Genomic DNA, 15,572 nt, shown 5'->3' with positions numbered 1-15,572 from the left:
CCAGTCGATGCCGATCACCCGGCCCGTGTCAGGCAACGGCTCGGATCGGGCGGGAACGACGAAGGAGGCGTACCAGTGGCCGAGGCTGTCGCGGTGCACACGCACCGACGACGGCTCGGCGGGCAGGCCCCGCGACCACACCACGGTCACCACGATCCCGCCGGCCAGGTGCAAGCGGCCGTCCTTGAGGCGGAAGCCACGCTTGGTGTAGTTGAGGGTCGGGTCAGCCAGGTCCTTCTTCTTGAAACGCGGCATCCCGGCCCGCTGCCGCACCGGCAGGCGCTCGATGATGTCCTTCAACGCCTTGGCCCGCGACTTGCCGAAGTCCCGGATGATCTGCTGCTGCGGCACGCAGGAGCCCGCGCGCAGCCACGGCGTGATCCGACGGGCCTCGGTCAGCATCCTGTCGAGCTGAGCCGGGCCACAGGTCCGCTTGCCTTCGGGGTTGGCCTTGTTGTGCAGGTAGGTCTGCCGTGACTTGGCGACGCACTCGTTCCAGACCCACCGGCAGCGGTCCCACTCAGCTAACAGCGCCGTTCGTGCGGTGGACGACACGCGAAGCCGGTAGGTGTACCGGGCGTTCCCGGACCCCTCCCCACCCTCCCCCAGCGCAATCACGGCGCAACCATACCACTACACCCAGTGACATAGATCAAGAAGTCCGCATCACCCTCAGACTCCCCACCGACCTGCACAAACGCCTGACCACCAAAGCCCGCACCGACCAGCGCCCCCTCAACTCCGAGATCCTGCACCTGATCGAGACCGGCCTCAGAACTCCCACGGCAGACGACCAATCACCCTGACACCGATTCGTCGTTTCCTGCCCCGCTCCGCATGAGTCCGATTCCTCCCTGGCCGGGGCATCCTCAGAGAAGCTTGTCCACCAGCGCCTCCAGGGGTGAGCACCCTTCCGCGCGCCCGCCACGATCGCGGCCAGGCGTCCTTGACTCCCTCGGTGACGAGGCAGTCCTTTTTAACCCGATATAGTTTTTCGCTAAGAGCTACATGCGGACGACCATGGTGTTGGACACGCGGTCGTGCACACCACGGTGGTCGCGGTCCCAGATCAGGGCGGGCACGGCCAGGCACAGCAGCACGGTGCGCACCAGCACGGGCAGCAAACGGGGGTCGCCGCCGTCCATCGCGGCCACCCTGATGCCGGCCAGCCGGTGCCCGAAGGTCTGCCCCATGAACCCGACCAGGATCAGGTACTGCAGGGCGAAGACGATCGCGGGCGCCCACGGCTGCTCGGCCGGGTCCATCCTGAGCAGCAGCTGCACGACGACCCATGTGCAGATCATCCAGTCGATGACCAGCGCGGCGATCCTGCGGCCCCAGCCGGCGATCGACCCGCTGCCCTCCTCGGGCAGGCCCAGACGCTGCCCCGGGTATCCGAGATCGACCCCTGCGGACCTGACCCCGCCCAGCCAGGTCTGCGTCCACCGAGGCTCCTTGCTGCTCATGCCTTCAACGGTAGCCGCCCGGTGGGCCGGTCCGCTTCGTGACCCAACCGCGTCGCACGGAGGTCATCATGTACGCCATGCCAAACGGGGATGACCTTGATGCGCGCTTCAACGAGCTGGTCGCGCAGATCGACGAAGAGCAACAGCGCAGGATGCGGGCCGCGGCCGTCAAAGGCGCGAAAGAGCAGCGGCGTGCAGACCGCTTAGAAAGGCGCTCAGCCCGGGAGAGCCGCTCGGGCTTATATGAGAGGGAGGCGGCCCCCCGGCGGCGGATCGGCCGGGCGTGGATCGCGATGGCCGTGATCACGGGGCTGATCGCGTCCGCGGGCGTGGTCGTGACGTTCCGCCCCGACCTGCTCACCCCCTCGGGCGCGATGCCCGGGGAGCCGGTGGGCGCGGCGCCGTCGCCCGAGCGCACGGCGGGTCCGGCGGAGGGCTCGGGCGACGACCATGCCGACGGCGGCGAGGAGGAGCCGCCGAGCCCGTTCGCCGGATCCCCCGCCGAGGAGTACCCCGAGGGGGTCGCCGGCTTCGTGATGCCGGAGGCGAAGGCGCTGGGCGGGCTGTCGAAGAAGGACGTGGCCAAGGGCCTGGAGCGCACGCGGGAGCTGCTCGCGGCGGCCTTCCTGGACAAGAAGACGCTCATGGGCGGCAAGGCGGCGGCGTTCGCCGAGCTCCTGCCCGCCGAGCTGCGCGCGGACTTCCTCGACGACCTCAAGCACAACGACGAGGGCGCTCTGGGATACGTCATCCGCTTCGCGCCGGGCACCGCCGAGCTCGCCACCGATGTGATCAAGGTGCACGGACGCGCGACGCTGGACACCTTCAGGGAGGACGGCAGGCACGGCGTCAAGGTGAAGCTGAACCATCTGGTCGTTTACGCCGTGCATCGCCCGGGCCGGCCCGAGACCACCATCAGGCTCGTCGCCCATCCCATCGGCAGCGTGCTGCTCTATCGCGAATCCGGGCACCTGGTCGTCTGGCCGGACCCCTGGAGCCCGAGCACCACCCCGGCCAGCTGCGACACGCACGACGCGTTCGTGCATCCCGTTTACGAGGACTCGCCTCCCGAAAGCGTCACGCCCACGGGATTGCCGAAGGATCCGTACGAGCAGGTAGAGGATGAACGCACGGGTTGCACCGCGTCACAGGCCACCTGACCTGCGTAACATGTGCGAAACAAACGAGACACCATACGGAAACGGCCGCGCCCTAGCGTCGGCATGATGGCCAGTCCCCAGGGAGGTTCGAGAGTGTTCAACTCCGCCGACGACGTCCTGAAGTTCATCAGTGACGAAGGGGTGCAGTTCGTCGATGTCAGGTTCACCGACCTGCCGGGGACGACTCACCACTTCACCTTCCCGGTAGAAAACTTCAGCGCGAGCGTCTTCACCGACGGACTCATGTTCGACGGCTCGTCGATCCGCGGTTTCCAGGCGATCCACGAGTCCGACATGCTTCTGCTGCCCGACCCGTCCAGCGCCGTGGTGGACCCGTTCCGCCAGCACAAGACGCTCAACATCAACTTCTTCGTGCACGACCCGCTGACCGGCGAGGCCTACAGCCGCGACCCGCGTAACGTGGCGCGCAAGGCAGAGGAATACCTCAAGGGCACCGGCATCGCCGACACGGTCTACTTCGGCCCCGAGGCCGAGTTCTACGTCTTCGACGACGTGCGCTTCGAGACGAGGCAGAACGCCGGCTACTACTACATCGACTCCATCGAGGGCGCCTGGAACACCGGCAAGGCGACCGAGGGCGGCAACCTCGGCTACAAGCCGCGCTACAAGGGCGGCTACTTCCCGGTGCCGCCGATGGACCACTTCACCGACCTGCGCTCCGAGATGGTGCGCAACCTCATCGAGTGCGGCATCGACGTCGAGATGCAGCACCACGAGGTCGGCACGGCGGGCCAGGCGGAGATCGACTTCAAGTTCGGCACGCTGCTCAAGACCGCCGACAACCTGATGCTCTACAAGTACGTGATCAAGAGCACGGCCCTCGAGTACGGCCACACGGTCACGTTCATGCCGAAGCCGATCTTCGGCGACAACGGCTCGGGCATGCACTGCCACCAGTCGCTGTGGAAGGACGGCTCGCCGCTCTTCTACGACGAGGTCGGCTACGCGGGCCTGTCCGACACGGCCCGCCACTACATCGGCGGCCTGCTCAAGCACGCCCCGTCGCTGCTGGCCTTCACCAACCCGACGGTCAACTCCTACCACCGCCTGGTCCCCGGCTACGAGGCCCCGGTCAACCTGGTCTACTCCCAGCGCAACCGCTCGGCCTGCGTCCGCATCCCGATCACGGGCTCCAACCCGAAGGCCAAGCGCATCGAGTTCCGGGTGCCCGACCCGTCGTGCAACCCGTACTTCGCGTTCTCGGCCATGCTGATGGCGGGCATCGACGGCATCCGCAACAAGATCGAGCCGCCGGAGCCGGTCGACAAGGACCTCTACGAGCTGCCGCCGGAGGAGGCCCGCAACATCCCGCAGGTGCCCGGCTCGCTGCCCGAGGTGCTCAGCGCGCTCGAGGCCGACCACGACTACCTGCTCGAGGGCGGCGTCTTCACGCCTGACCTGATCGAGACGTGGATCTCGTACAAGCGGGAGAACGAGGTCGACCCGATCCGGCTGCGTCCGCACCCGCACGAGTTCGAGATGTACTACGACGTGTGACAAAACCGCAAGCAGAACGGCCCGGCACCGCAATCGGTGCCGGGCCGTTCTGCTTGCCGTGTTTCGGTCTCGATCAGGCGGTACTGCATGGCCTGCGCCGGAGCGGCGGGGGGATCAGACCTGAGTGAAGAACCACCGCTGCTCGGCGGAGTAATCGCGGCTGCACGGCCACTGGATGGCGTGGGCGCCGTTGCTCTGGTCGCCGCCGCCGATCGCCAGGCACTTGCCACTGGCCCGGTTCATGATGGTGTAGTAGGTCGCGGCCTGCGCCGGAGCGGCGGCGACCAACGTGGTCACGACGGTGGCGAGCACTGTTAAGACGCTGACGAGCGCCCTGCGGATGGGTGCGCGCATGTGTACTCTCCTTGCGGGGGGTGCCGAGGGCCTTCACGCATCCACGGTGGGCGATCGGCTTGGCGATCTTGGCGTGGTGATCTTATCGACCACCGCTCCCGGCGCCAGCCCGCGGAAGGAATGTTCATCCGCGGTTCATCCAGCCGAACCGCCCGTGCACGTAGTCGCTCGTCCGCTGGTCGTGAGGTGACCCCTGCCGCGGGAGGAGCCGACTGAAAGCCTGCCCTTGTTCGGGCGGGCGTGATCTCCGAGAACCTGCCGCGAGTCGGCTGAGGCTGGCCGAGCACCTCGGGCACGCGGACCCCGGGTACACCCTCCGGACGTACGCGCATCTCATGCCTGACCGCGCCCTGGGGTCGCCCTCACCCCCAGCCTTCTCGACGCCGAATCAGGCGACGGAAGGTGGAGCCGTAACCCCGTCGATGTCGGGCTCACCAATGGGGGCTGTCGAGTTTCTTGCTCTCGCCCCATATGACTTGTCCCGTGGGCGGATAACGCAGTCCAACCGCGACTTTGAGGTTGTAGACCCGGGGCTTGACGAACGTTTCTCCGACGGACTTGGAGGTTTGGTAGCCGCACGTTTCTCTGCGAATGGTGCTCGCGCCGGCGAACCCGTCGTTGACCGTCATCGACACCAGCGCGCACCAGCCGTCGTAGGCGGTGTCGTACACGGTTCCCGTGACCGCGACCTGGGTGGCGGAATCGAACCTGATCTGGGCGCCGTTACGGCTGTCCTGCCCGGCGAAGGCACCCGCACGAACGCCGTCCTTGTACGCGGTCAGGCTCACGTCGAAGGCATAGGCTTGTGCGCCGGCCGGGTGTGCAGTGATCAGCGTCAGGGCGAGCGCGCCACATGCGGCTCCGAGAACTGAACGGACTCGCCCCAGCCGGGACACCCTCTTGAGATCGGCCATGATGGCCCCTCCTCTCGCATTCTGGCGTCATCGGCCAGTGTGCGTAGAGGGCGTCATAATCGCGTCATAACAACCGCTTACTACGACGTCTGGCGCTTGCGCGACCGCATCCACGGCCGCCCCGGTCGACTCCTCGGAGTCCGGCCGGCGGCGGCTGTCGCGTTCTGCCGGCTGCACGCGGTACGTTCATCGATCGGCGCGGCCGTGCCGGTATCCGATCCGATATTCGATCCCCTGCCGGTGCAGTTGCCATGCGATGGTGGCCGCGACGGCGGCCCCCACGGTGAGCAACTGGGCCGATTCCAGGTGGCTGCTCTCGTGCCACGCCAGAGGCATCCAGGGGATCGCCGCCACGTAGACGATGTTGGCGAGCCACAGGAGTGCTGCGGCGATGGGGAGGATGTGACGCATTGGGCCCCCCTTTTGTACGGTGCGGAGCAGTTTCCGCTGCTCGTAGCATCGCTTAAATAATCTCCGAAATACATTGCGTCGAAGATCGCGTCGAGTAAAAGAACTCGGCGCAGCAAGGTGACTACTAAGAGTAGTCGAGGGGATTGTCGCAGAACGCAGCGATTCCCGCCTTCAGGACTATTCAGATTCCTCTACTTCAATGCGGACAAGCTCTTTGAAACGCCTGCCGGCTTCGGCCGCCTCGGCCTCGGCCTGCTCCTGCAGCCGCCGAACGCGGTCACGCTCCGAATCCCTGAACTGCTCCAGGATCGCGCGCCGCCGCGCCGGCAGCTTCGCGAGCAACTCCTCGATCTCCGGGTCCTCAGCCAACGCGGGCAGCGACTCACCCTGACCGCCCACGCGACCCGGCACCAGACCGGCCAGCCGCAGCGCCTCATCCCGGTCGACGCCGAGCGTCGCCGCCAGCGCGAACACCGTGTCCGGCTGCGGTTTCGCCGCCCGCATCCGGTGGATGGTGGCACGGTCGACGCCCGACTGCTCCGCCAGCTTCAGCTGGGTCCAGCCGCGTTTGATCCGCTCCTGATTGACGCGTTCATAGAAGGGCCGCGCGGGACCCGCCCGCCTGCCGTCATCGCCCATGTTGCAAGTTGTAGCACAGATGTTGCGTCCAGAGGCTTTCGGCTCCAACATCAGCACATTATGAGCCGACCGGTGCTGCGCATTGATGTAGTGATGTTGCATGTTGTAGCGTCCGGAACAGGGACGCAACATCTCGCTACACCGGGGAGGTGGGATGACCCCCATGACCGATAAAGCCCCGCCGCCGGGCCTGAACCTCCTTCGATGCCAGAGGCCCCGATGGACCTCACTGCGGTGACGGTGGCCGTCATCGGCGCGGTGGCCAGCATCACCGCGGCCGTCGCCGCAGCCATCGCCACCGCCAAGAGCGCCGGCAAGAACGCCGAGGCCGCCGAGCGCGCCGCCCTGCACCAGGTCGAGGCCGATGCCTACAAGAGGGCGCGAGAGACCTACGAGGGCGCCATGGCCCGCATGGAAAGCGAGCTGGAGCGGCAGGCGCGCGAGCTGGCCGCGCTGCACAGGCAGATCGCCCGCAGTGAGGCCCGCCGGCTACGCGCCGCCGGCCTCACGCCGGTGAGCGAGGAGGAAGCCATTTGAACAGCTAGGGCTCGAAACGGGGAGAGGACGGGGTCAGGATCGCCGCCTCCGAGGCGCTGGGCCAGAGGGCGGCCAGTTCGTCGGCGATGGTGGCCGTCAGGCGTTCGACGTCCGCACGGGCCGTGTCGTGCAGCGCCTCCGCGACGATCAGGACCTCTGAGGTCGTGTCGCGGACGGCCGAGTGGCCGCTCTGGCGGTTGGTCCAGCGGCGGGCGTGCGCCCTTCCCTCCGCGTCGGCGAAGATCACCTCGCCGGGCGGCGGGTGCTCCGTCTCACCGGAGAAGGTCAGATACGCCTCGTCACCCGCCGCGTACCTGACCTCCACATACTGCGAGATCTTGGTGACGTCGAACACCGCCACCGGGATCGCGTACGCGATGGAAACCGCGTTACAAAGATCGATCAGCGGATGCAGACGCGGCAGCGCGCCTTCCTTCCTGAAGCGCCGCAACAGCGACTCCGAGGCACAGCGATACTGGGTCGGCTTGAGACCCATCCTCGAGAACGCCCGCCGCCACGCCTGGATCTCCGGCAACTCCCCCTCCGAGGAAGTCGCGAGCCGCTTCGCGGCCAGCTCGCCGAACCGGGCGACCTGGTCATCGACGGAGACGTCCGCCGTGATGCCCTGCGCGAACAGCACTCCGGGGACGAGCTCCGGGAAGTCACGCCAGATGTCGCTCGAATGCTGGAAACGCACGGTCACCTCGTCATCCCCGTCGTGGAACCCGGCCGTTCGCCGCGCCGATCACGATACCCCGCGCAGGTGTGTCAGGTCAGGACGGCCGATCGGGCGCGCCGGGCGCCCACCGCGTAGCAGGCGCAGGTCAGCGCGGTCAGGACGGCCGCCACAGGCAGAGGGTGGCCGATGACGCCCATGACCGCCACGCCGAGGGTGGCGCCGACCTGGCGGAAGGCGTTCAGGACGCCGCCCGCCGTGCCGGCCGTGCCCGCAGGCGCGCTGTTGACCATGCCCGCCATCAGCGCGGGCAGCACGAACGACAGCCCGAACCCCATCACCACCAGCCACGGCGCCAGGGCGTCCGTGAGGGCGACGCCCGTCAGGCCGGTCGCGAGCAGGGCGAGACCGGCCAGGATCGGCGGGCGGGGGCCGAAGCGGGCCACCAGCCGGCCGGTGAGCAGCGGGTTCACGGTCATGGGGAGGGTCAGCGGGAGGAAGGCCAGCCCGGCGGCCAGCGGGGTCAGGTGGCGGGTGTCCTGCAGGAGGAGGGTGAGGACGAACAGGGCGCCGGCGAAGGCGAAGTTGGCCACCGTGCCCGCCAGCAGCTCCGGCCAGGTGGCGGCGAGCAGGCCGCCGGGCAGCGCCGGTGCGTGGCTGCGGCGCTCCGCCAGCACCACCGCCGCCAAGGCGGCCAGCGCCAGAGCGCCCGCCACCATCGAGGCGTCGATCAGGGCCTCCGCCACCAGGCCAAGGAACACGCAGGCCAGCGCCTGCACCCGCCAGTCGATCAGGCGGCTGCCGCGCGGCGAGCGGACCCGGCGCATGCTCAGCAGGCTGATCAGGGCGATGGGCGGGTTGAGCAGGAAGACGGCGCGCCAGCCGTACAGGTCCACGAGGAGGCCGCCGAGCAGCGGGCCGGCGGCGAGCGCGCTGCCGGTGATGGCGGCCCACAGGCCGGTGGCGCGGGCGCGGGCGGCCGGGTCGGGGAAGAGCTGGGCGAGCAGGCCGAGCGAGCCGCCCGTGCAGAGCGCGCCCGCCACGCCGAGCAGGGCGCGCAGCCCGATCAGCGCGCCGAGGTTCGGCGCCGCGGCACTCAGCAACGAGATCACGCCGAACGCCGCCACCCCGGCCCTGAAGATCCGGGCCGCGCCGTACCGGTCGGCCACCGCTCCCCCGGTGAGCAGTGAGGCGGCGAAGGCCACCGTGTACGCGTTCACCGCCCACTGCTGCCCGGCCAGCGAGCCGCCCAGCGAGGCCCGCAGGTCGGGCAGCGCGATCGTCAGCACGGTCGTGTCGAGGATCACGAGGAAGTAGGCGAGGGAGAATCCGAACATCATGCGCCTCAGCCTGCTGAACCGCCGCATCCGCCCTCAACAGGCATGATCTGAGGGGGCGTTCGGGAAAACCGTATGCTGACATCTATGGATCTGCGCCAGTTGCGGGGTTTTGTCGCTGTGGCCGGGGCGGGCACCGTCACCGGGGCGGCGAACAGCCTCGGCCTCGCCCCCGCCACCGTGTCCGAGCAGGTGCGCAGGCTGGAGCAGAGCCTCGGGGTCTCCCTGTTCGAGCGCACGCCCCAGGGCATGCGCCTGACCGAGCAGGGCGCCAGGCTGCTGGCGCGGGCGCAGGGGCTGCTCGACCACGCCGACGAGGTGCGCCGCGCCGTCACGGGGCAGCGCCGCCGGGTGCGGATCGGCGCGCTGGAGATGCTGGCCGCGGCCCGGCTGCCCGCCGTGATCCGCCGCCTGTCGGAACGCCGCCCCGACCTGGACGTGGGCGTGTACTCGCTCACCCGCCAGCCGCTGCTGGCCGCGGTGGCGAGCGGCGAGGTGGACGCGGCGCTGCTGCTGGACACGGGCCTGCGGATCGGCGGGCTCGGCTTCACCGTGCCGGAGAGCACGGGCTCGGGCGCCACCGCCGGACCGTGGTCCGCCGCCGGATACCGGTTCAGGCCCAGCCCGGCACCCGACCTGGACTTCCTGGACGTGGGGGAGGTCAGGCTGTTGCTGGTCGCGGCGCCGGACGGCGACCGGGAGCCGCTGCTGGTCAGCGCCGACGGCTGCTCGATCCGGCTGGCGGCCGACCGGGTGTTCGGCGCGGAGGTGCCGCGCAGGGAGCTGACCAGCATCGCCACCGCCCGCGAATGGGCCAGGCAGGGGCTCGGCAGCGCGCTCCTGCCGGACTTCACGCTGGAGCCCGACCTGGCCTCCGGCGCGCTGGTGGCGCTCGACTTCGACGCGCCGGCGCTGGCGTTGCGGCTGGTCTGGCTACGCGGCCGCGAGCCCGCCCTGCGCGACGTCCTCTACGCCATGAGCGCCTGACGTGCCTGGGGACGCTTGAGCCGGTGAAGCCGATGAACTGCGCATGATCAAACGCTGCGTCTCCATCCGACCCGCGACAGGGCCGCACGGTTGAACGGCCAGGCTCCCCGGCGACGCCGAGCCGGCGGCCAGGGGGCTCACCGCCGGGACCTGATGCCGGTGATGCGCCGGAGCACGTCCCACCAGAACGGCGCCCCGAACAGCAGCGCCACGTACGTCAGGAGAAAGCCGGGCCAGTGGCTCGGCGTGGTGATCCGGTCCCACCACAGCGCGCCGTTCCACCGGAAGGACGGGTCGCCCTGCTCCGGGATCGACACGCTGACCAGCGCCTGGCCGAGCATCTTGACCAGCGCGGGCTCGCTGAGCGTCTCGGTGACGCACGGCACCGGGTCACCGCCCGTGCAGCGCGCCTTGAGCTCGTTGTACGCGTCGGGCCCCGACTCCGCGACGGCTGTCACGGAGGCGCGGAAGGCGTTGTCACGCAGCAGCGTCTTGGCGTACTCCAGCCCGTCCATGGTGAACACCAGCGTCACGAGCAGGCCGAGCACGGCGACGACCCACTTGACGTAGCGCTTGTAGAGCATGGACAGCCGCTGCATCTCCCCGTCGAACCAGGTCTCCACCCCCTGCCTGAACCGGTCGAGGTCGCGCTGCGCCGTCTCCCACACGCCGTTGAGGTGGCCGTAGAGCGGGCTGCGCATCTCCTTGAGCTTCGCCAGGAACCCCTGGACGCCGTCCGGCTCGCCCGCCGCCAGCTCCATCAGCGCCACCGCGAAGCGTCCTGGCGGGATGTTCGCGATGCTGGTGCGGCCCCGCTTCGGGTGGTCGATCTCCTGGACGCGCTGGTAGAGCAGGTTGACCATAGCGTCCTCGGCCTTGCTCTCCTGCGCCGGCACCACCCCGGGCTCGGCGGGCGCGGGCTGGTCGCTGTGCTTGGGGCGCGGGTCGCGGACGAAGGGCAACGCCGCGAAGACGTCACGTACTTTGGCCGGCAACCATGACCTGCCCTGTTTGTCGGAGCCGTCCATGGTGTCCCTGAGGTAGGCCCACAGGAACTTGCTGCGGATGGCGAGCAGCCGCACGAATGCCTCGTTCAGGCCGCTCACCAGCAGCGACAGCAGCAGGAACGACACCACCAGGCCGAGGGCCAGATCCACGTAAACGGATAACACCGCGCCTTGATACACCCGTTCTCAGCGCTTGATCAAGCCCCGTAGAAGACTCTGTCCACTACCTGTCGTGCGCGGCGCGTCACACGTCGGTAGTCGTCCAAAAAGTCCTCGGAGCCGTCCGGCGGGTAGCCGAGCGTCTGGGCGATCAGTTTGCGCTCCCCCGAGTCGCGCGGGACGCTGTCGCCGGCGCGGCTCTTCACCAGCATGATCGCGTCGCGGATGCGGGAGGCGAAGCGCCACGCCTCGGCCAGCACGGCCTCGTCGGCCGGCGCGAGCAGGCCCTCCCCCGCGGCCGCGCGCAGGGCCTCGAGCGTACGGGTGGTGCGCAGCGACGGCAGCGTGCCCGCGTAGCGGAGCTGCAGCAGCTGGGCCACCCACTCCACGTCGGACAGCCCGCCCGGCCCGAGCTTGGTGTGCAGGGCCGGGTCGGCGCCGCGCGGCAGGCGCTCGGCCTCCATGCGGGCCTTGAGCCGCCTGATCTCCCTGACCGCGTCGTCGTGCAGCCCGCCCCGCGGGTAGCGCAGCTCGTCGATCATCGACGTGAACTGCTCGCCCAGCTCGCGGTCGCCCGCCGAGAACCTGGCCCGCAGCAGCGCCTGCGACTCCCACGGCGACGACCAGCGCGAGTAGTAGGCGCGGTAGGAGGCCAGCGTCCGCACCAGCGGCCCCTGCCGCCCCTCGGGACGCAGGTCGGGGTCGATGATCAGCGGCGGGTCGGGAGCGGGCAGCGAGAGCAGCCGGCGCACCTCGTTGGCCACGGCGAACGCGGCGTCCGTGGCCTCGCGCTCCTCGACCCCGGGCAGCGGCGAGTGCACGAACATGACGTCGGCGTCGCTGGCGTAGGAGCACTCCATGCCGCCGAGCCGGCCCATGGCGATGATGGCGAACCTCGTGACGTCCGGGACCTTGGCGAGAGCTGCGTCGAGCGCGGCCTGGAGGGTCACATCCGTCAGGGCCGACAGGGCGCTGCCGACCCTCTCGATGTCGATGAGCCCGAAGATGTCGGCCACGGCCGTACGGAACAGCTCTTTCCTGCGCAGCGCCCGCACGGCCGCCACGGCGCTCTCGGGATCGCCCGCGTGCCTGGAGACCGCCGCGGAGGCCTCGTTCAGCAGCGACTCCCGGGAGCGCACGGCGAGCTCCTCGTCCGAGCCGAGCATCGCGACCGCGTCGGGCGCGTGCAGGATCAGGCCGGTCGCGTAGCGGCTGGTGCCGAGCACGCGCGACATCCTGGCCGCCACCGCCGTCTCGTCGCGCAGCAGCCGCAGATACCACGGCGTGCTGCCCAGCTTGTCGCTCACCTGCCTGAACCCGAGCAGCGCCCCGTCGGGGTCGGGCGTGTCGGCGAACCAGCCGAGCATGACGGGCAGCAGCGTGCGCTGGATCGCGGCCCGCCTGGACACGCCGGAGGCGAGGGCGGCGATGTGGTGCAGCGCGCCGGCCGGATCGACGTAGCCGAGCGCCTCCAGCCTGGCCTGCGCCGCCGTGGCCGACAGCCGCGCCTCCGACTCCTGCAGCCGCGACACGGCCTGCAGCAGCGGCCGGTAGAACAGCTTCTCGTGCAGCCGCCGCGCCTCCCTGGCGTGCCGCCGCCACCTCGCCGTGAACTCCCCCACCGGGTCGGGCTGCATGCCGAGCGCCCGGCCCAGCCTGCGCAGGTCGGACTCGTCGGAGGGCACGATGTGGGTGCGCCGCAGCCGGTGCAGCTGCAGGAGGTGCTCCACCTGGCGCAGGAACGAGTATGCCTCCGCCAGCCCGCGCGAGTCGTCGCGGCCGACGTAGCCACCCCTGGAGAGCGCGGCCAGCGCCGGCAGTGTGGCCCTGCGGCGCAGCAGGGGGTCGAGCCTGCCGTGGACGAGCTGGAGCAGCTGCACCGCGAACTCGATGTCGCGCAGCCCGCCCGGCCCCAGCTTGAGCTGGCGGTCCCCTTCCGCGCGCACGTGCGCCTCGACCCGCCGGCGCATGGCCTGCACGTCCTCGACGAAGTGCTCGCGGGTGGCGGCCGACCACACCAGGTCGTTGACCGCCTCCACGTAGGCGGCGCCCAGCTCCATGTCGCCCGCGACCGGCCGGGCCTTGAGCAGCGCCTGGAACTCCCAGGTCTTGGCCCAGCGCCGGTAGTAGGCCAGGTGGCTGCCGAGCGTGCGCACCAGCGGGCCCGACCTGCCCTCGGGGCGCAGGCCCGCGTCCACCTCCCACAGCGAGCCCTCGGACGTGGTGTCGGCGCAGGCCCGCATCATGGCCTGGGCCAGCCGGGTCGCCGTGCGCAGCGCCTTGGTCTCGTCGGCCCCCTCCCGCGGCTCGGCCACGAAGATCACGTCTACGTCGCTGATGTAGTTGAGCTCCCTGGCGCCGCATTTGCCCATGCCGATGACGGCCAGGCGTACCTGGCTGTCGTCGACCTCGGCCCGCGCGATGGCGAGCGCGGCCTCCAGCGCGGCGCCCGCGAGGTCGGACAGCTCCGCCATGACCTCGGCCAGCGTGGCCTCTCCCATGAGGTCGCGCGCGGCGAGATGCATCAGCCTGCCCCGGTAGGCGACGCGCAGCGCCTTCAGCGGGTCGTCGCCGGTGGCGGCCTCCCCCGGCTCGGCGCCGACCGCCCGCAGCAGCTCCGCCCGCGCGTCGCCCAGCTGCGGCTCAGCGAGGAGCGCGACCTGGCCGGGGTGGCGCACCAGGTGCTCGCCGAGTGCGGCGCTGACGCCGAGCACGGCCAGCAGCCGGGCGCGGAGGTCTCCGTCTCCGCGGACGGTGTCGAGCACGGCAGGCTCGCGCTCGGCCAGGCGGGTCAGCGAGACCAGCGCCTGGTCCGGGTCGGCCACGTCCACCAGGAACTCCAGGAGGTCCTCCACGTCGGCTCCTGCCTGCCGGACGAGCTGCGCGGCCCGGGCGCCATCGGCGAAGCCGAGCTTGGCGAGCCTCGCGGCGGTGGATTCGATCCTGGGCACCCCTCCATCTTGACAGCCACTTCCGCCGTACCATAGAAACGCAACGTTGCGTTGCATTTTATGGAGGTGGCTTCGATGGTTCCTTCGACCGTCACGTGGGGGCTGCTGGTGGCGTGGGCGGTGCACGACGCGGAGGAGCTGGCGACCATTGCGGGCTGGGCGCGAAAGGCCAGGGAGCGGTGGCCGTGGGTTCCCGAGGTGTCGCAGGGGCACGTGAACGTGGCCATCGGGCTCATGGGCGGGGTGGTGGCGGGGGCCTCGGCGCTGGGGGCGCGTACGGGCGGGCGGAGCCCGGTCTTCCAGGCCGCGCTGCTGGGGTTCGGGGCCCATGGGGTGGTGCACCTGGGGCAGGCCGCCGTGGCGCGGGGTTACACGCCGGGGGTCGTGACCGCACCCCTGGTGGTCATCCCGTTCTCGGTGTGGGCTTGGCGGCGCCTGCGGGCCGCCGGGGTGCCGGTGCGGACGGGGGCGTCCGGCTGGGCGGGGCCGGCGGCGTTCCCGCTGGTCGTGGGCGGCGTCCACGCCCTGGCCCACGCGCTCACCCGACCCCGTGCGCACGGGACGGGCACCGCCACGGCTCCTGCCCCGGCACGGACCCCCGCGCCCCGCGTCGGCGCGGCCCTCGTACGGGCACTCACGGCCGCGCCGGCCGGGATGGGCTGGTGGGGACGGCGCCGGAGGTCGCGGTTCAGGCGCGAACGCTGGTTCTGATCACCTCGGCGAACGCCTCCGCCACCGGCCGCCAGGTGGCGACGAGCGCGCCCTCGGCGGCCTTCACCTCGGCGTTGAGCTCCTCGGCCGCGTCCAGGCCGTCATCGGCGGTCCAGGAGGCGAAGATCTCCGGCGTGGCCTCGGGGTGGAACTGCACCGCCCACGCGGCCGCACCGAGCCGGTAGCCCTGGTTCGGATACTGGGCGCCGGTCATCAGCGGCACCGCACCATTGGGCAGGCGCGTGATGGCGTCCTGGTGGTACTGGACGGCCACGGCCGTGCCGACCCCCGCGAGCAGCCGGTCATCCCCGGCCGCGGGCAGCGCGACCACCTCGCGAGCGCCCACCTCGAGCCCGTTCGCGCCCCGCTCGACCATGCCGCCGCAGGCCAGGGTGAGCAGCTGCGCCCCCAGGCAGATGGCCAGGATGGGCGTGCTCTCTTCGACGGCCAGGCGCAGCAGGTCGCGGGTGGCGGGCAGCCAGGGGCTCCGCTCGTCCTCCCAGGCCGCCGACGCACCGCCGAGCACGATCAGCCCGTCCGCCGGGCGCGCGGGAATCTCCTCGCCGAGGTACGGCCGTACGACGTCGCAGGCCGGCCTCAGCCATTCGCCGAGGTACCCGAGGCCGGCCTCGGCCTCGTGCTCGATCACGGTGATACGCATATCAGGCAATTTATCCGTCACGTGGGCAGGTTGCCGATCTAGGGCCACGCATACCGTGGCGTGATATTTGTCCCTAAGCTCCGG

Annotated in this window: 17 protein-coding genes; 6 read left to right on the top strand and 11 right to left on the bottom strand. The window is 70.4% G+C overall.

Translation table 11 applies throughout. The features are described 5' to 3' along the window. Positions 1 to 618, bottom strand: a 618-nt coding sequence (locus tag ACIBVN_RS39380; protein WP_397145390.1) for an RNA-guided endonuclease InsQ/TnpB family protein, incomplete at its 3' end; no start/stop codon positions are given. On the opposite strand from ACIBVN_RS39380, the gene ACIBVN_RS39375 reads away from it, so the two are divergent. Beyond that, positions 540 to 806, top strand: a complete 267-nt coding sequence (locus ACIBVN_RS39375; RefSeq protein WP_397145389.1) for an Arc family DNA-binding protein — start codon at positions 540 to 542, stop codon at positions 804 to 806. The two genes, ACIBVN_RS39380 and ACIBVN_RS39375, sit on opposite strands and share 79 nt — an antisense overlap. A gap of 198 nt (positions 807 to 1,004) precedes the next feature. Here ACIBVN_RS39375 and ACIBVN_RS39370 read toward each other — a convergent pair whose 3' ends face one another. Next, positions 1,005 to 1,466: an RDD family protein gene (locus ACIBVN_RS39370; protein WP_397145388.1), complete on the bottom strand. Its 462-nt coding sequence runs from the start codon at positions 1,464 to 1,466 to the stop codon at positions 1,005 to 1,007. A 77-nt stretch (positions 1,467 to 1,543) separates the two neighbouring features. Here ACIBVN_RS39370 and ACIBVN_RS39365 point away from each other — a divergent pair, with 77 nt between their 5' ends. Continuing rightward, positions 1,544 to 2,626 (top strand): hypothetical protein, encoded by a 1,083-nt coding sequence (locus tag ACIBVN_RS39365; RefSeq protein ID WP_397145387.1) that lies wholly within the window; start codon positions 1,544 to 1,546, stop codon positions 2,624 to 2,626. A 93-nt stretch (positions 2,627 to 2,719) separates the two neighbouring features. Further along, positions 2,720 to 4,144, top strand: coding sequence for a type I glutamate--ammonia ligase (gene glnA, locus ACIBVN_RS39360; protein ID WP_397145386.1), 1,425 nt, complete (start codon positions 2,720 to 2,722; stop codon positions 4,142 to 4,144). Between the two features lie 114 nt (positions 4,145 to 4,258). Here the strand turns inward: glnA and ACIBVN_RS39355 are convergent, their stop codons facing one another. The 4 genes from ACIBVN_RS39355 to ACIBVN_RS39340 all read right to left on the bottom strand — a co-directional run bounded on the left by ACIBVN_RS39355 (position 4,259) and on the right by ACIBVN_RS39340 (position 6,462). After that, positions 4,259 to 4,498 carry an RICIN domain-containing protein gene (locus ACIBVN_RS39355; protein WP_397145385.1) on the bottom strand — a complete coding sequence of 80 codons (240 nt, stop codon included), beginning with the start codon at positions 4,496 to 4,498 and terminating at the stop codon, positions 4,259 to 4,261. Positions 4,499 to 4,929: 431 nt separating this feature from the next. Beyond that, complete coding sequence (locus ACIBVN_RS39350; RefSeq protein WP_397145384.1) at positions 4,930 to 5,412, bottom strand: hypothetical protein; 483 nt, start codon at positions 5,410 to 5,412, stop codon at positions 4,930 to 4,932. A gap of 186 nt (positions 5,413 to 5,598) precedes the next feature. Next, a complete protein-coding gene (locus tag ACIBVN_RS39345) occupies positions 5,599 to 5,823 on the bottom strand; it encodes a hypothetical protein (protein ID WP_397145383.1) in 225 nt (74 codons plus the stop codon). A 177-nt stretch (positions 5,824 to 6,000) separates the two neighbouring features. Next, on the bottom strand, positions 6,001 to 6,462 hold the full coding sequence (locus tag ACIBVN_RS39340) for a helix-turn-helix domain-containing protein (protein WP_397145382.1): 462 nt from the start codon (positions 6,460 to 6,462) through the stop codon (positions 6,001 to 6,003). Positions 6,463 to 6,666: 204 nt separating this feature from the next. On the opposite strand from ACIBVN_RS39340, the gene ACIBVN_RS39335 reads away from it, so the two are divergent. Beyond that, positions 6,667 to 6,999: a hypothetical protein gene (locus tag ACIBVN_RS39335; RefSeq protein WP_397145381.1), complete on the top strand. Its 333-nt coding sequence runs from the start codon at positions 6,667 to 6,669 to the stop codon at positions 6,997 to 6,999. A 4-nt stretch (positions 7,000 to 7,003) separates the two neighbouring features. Here ACIBVN_RS39335 and ACIBVN_RS39330 read toward each other — a convergent pair whose 3' ends face one another. Together ACIBVN_RS39330 and ACIBVN_RS39325 are read right to left on the bottom strand one after the other, a co-directional pair. Beyond that, the gene (locus ACIBVN_RS39330) at positions 7,004 to 7,702 is read right to left on the bottom strand and encodes a B3/4 domain-containing protein (protein WP_397145380.1); all 699 of its coding nucleotides are present in this window, start codon (positions 7,700 to 7,702) and stop codon (positions 7,004 to 7,006) included. A 65-nt stretch (positions 7,703 to 7,767) separates the two neighbouring features. Beyond that, positions 7,768 to 9,015, bottom strand: coding sequence for an MFS transporter (locus tag ACIBVN_RS39325; RefSeq protein ID WP_397145379.1), 1,248 nt, complete (start codon positions 9,013 to 9,015; stop codon positions 7,768 to 7,770). An 84-nt stretch (positions 9,016 to 9,099) separates the two neighbouring features. Between ACIBVN_RS39325 and ACIBVN_RS39320 the strand changes: the two genes are divergently transcribed. Then, positions 9,100 to 9,999 (top strand): LysR family transcriptional regulator, encoded by a 900-nt coding sequence (locus ACIBVN_RS39320; protein WP_397145378.1) that lies wholly within the window; start codon positions 9,100 to 9,102, stop codon positions 9,997 to 9,999. A 137-nt stretch (positions 10,000 to 10,136) separates the two neighbouring features. On the opposite strand, the gene ACIBVN_RS39315 is transcribed toward ACIBVN_RS39320, so the two are convergent. Both ACIBVN_RS39315 and ACIBVN_RS39310 read right to left on the bottom strand, forming a co-directional pair. Continuing rightward, the gene (locus ACIBVN_RS39315) at positions 10,137 to 11,171 is read right to left on the bottom strand and encodes a hypothetical protein (RefSeq protein ID WP_397145377.1); all 1,035 of its coding nucleotides are present in this window, start codon (positions 11,169 to 11,171) and stop codon (positions 10,137 to 10,139) included. 32 nt (positions 11,172 to 11,203) lie between these two features. Then, positions 11,204 to 14,116 (bottom strand): bifunctional [glutamine synthetase] adenylyltransferase/[glutamine synthetase]-adenylyl-L-tyrosine phosphorylase, encoded by a 2,913-nt coding sequence (locus tag ACIBVN_RS39310; RefSeq protein WP_397145376.1) that lies wholly within the window; start codon positions 14,114 to 14,116, stop codon positions 11,204 to 11,206. A gap of 75 nt (positions 14,117 to 14,191) precedes the next feature. On the opposite strand from ACIBVN_RS39310, the gene ACIBVN_RS39305 reads away from it, so the two are divergent. Continuing rightward, positions 14,192 to 14,827 carry an HXXEE domain-containing protein gene (locus tag ACIBVN_RS39305; RefSeq protein WP_397145375.1) on the top strand — a complete coding sequence of 212 codons (636 nt, stop codon included), beginning with the start codon at positions 14,192 to 14,194 and terminating at the stop codon, positions 14,825 to 14,827. On the opposite strand, the gene ACIBVN_RS39300 is transcribed toward ACIBVN_RS39305, so the two are convergent. After that, entirely contained in the window at positions 14,805 to 15,488 is a 684-nt protein-coding gene (locus ACIBVN_RS39300) for a type 1 glutamine amidotransferase (RefSeq protein WP_397145374.1), read from the bottom strand. The two genes, ACIBVN_RS39305 and ACIBVN_RS39300, sit on opposite strands and share 23 nt — an antisense overlap. Positions 15,489 to 15,572 lie beyond the last annotated feature (84 nt).

This window comes from Nonomuraea sp. NPDC049400 (assembly GCF_044466425.1).
In the GTDB taxonomy this organism is placed as follows: Bacteria; Actinomycetota; Actinomycetes; order Streptosporangiales; family Streptosporangiaceae; genus Nonomuraea.
The sequence above is the reverse complement of the archived record's forward strand: the minus strand, read 5'-3'. Positions and strand labels throughout refer to the sequence as shown.

Coding starts and splice junctions, on each gene's coding strand:
- ACIBVN_RS39345 (WP_397145383.1), bottom strand. CDS start 5,823: ATGCGTCACATCCTCCCCATCGCCGCAGCACTCCTGTGGCTCGCCAAC.
- ACIBVN_RS39300 (WP_397145374.1), bottom strand. CDS start 15,488: ATGCGTATCACCGTGATCGAGCACGAGGCCGAGGCCGGCCTCGGGTAC.
- ACIBVN_RS39340 (WP_397145382.1), bottom strand. CDS start 6,462: ATGGGCGATGACGGCAGGCGGGCGGGTCCCGCGCGGCCCTTCTATGAA.
- ACIBVN_RS39305 (WP_397145375.1), top strand. CDS start 14,192: ATGGTTCCTTCGACCGTCACGTGGGGGCTGCTGGTGGCGTGGGCGGTG.
- ACIBVN_RS39365 (WP_397145387.1), top strand. CDS start 1,544: ATGCCAAACGGGGATGACCTTGATGCGCGCTTCAACGAGCTGGTCGCG.
- ACIBVN_RS39325 (WP_397145379.1), bottom strand. CDS start 9,015: ATGATGTTCGGATTCTCCCTCGCCTACTTCCTCGTGATCCTCGACACG.
- ACIBVN_RS39370 (WP_397145388.1), bottom strand. CDS start 1,466: ATGAGCAGCAAGGAGCCTCGGTGGACGCAGACCTGGCTGGGCGGGGTC.
- ACIBVN_RS39320 (WP_397145378.1), top strand. CDS start 9,100: ATGGATCTGCGCCAGTTGCGGGGTTTTGTCGCTGTGGCCGGGGCGGGC.
- ACIBVN_RS39335 (WP_397145381.1), top strand. CDS start 6,667: ATGCCAGAGGCCCCGATGGACCTCACTGCGGTGACGGTGGCCGTCATC.
- ACIBVN_RS39355 (WP_397145385.1), bottom strand. CDS start 4,498: ATGCGCGCACCCATCCGCAGGGCGCTCGTCAGCGTCTTAACAGTGCTC.
- ACIBVN_RS39350 (WP_397145384.1), bottom strand. CDS start 5,412: ATGGCCGATCTCAAGAGGGTGTCCCGGCTGGGGCGAGTCCGTTCAGTT.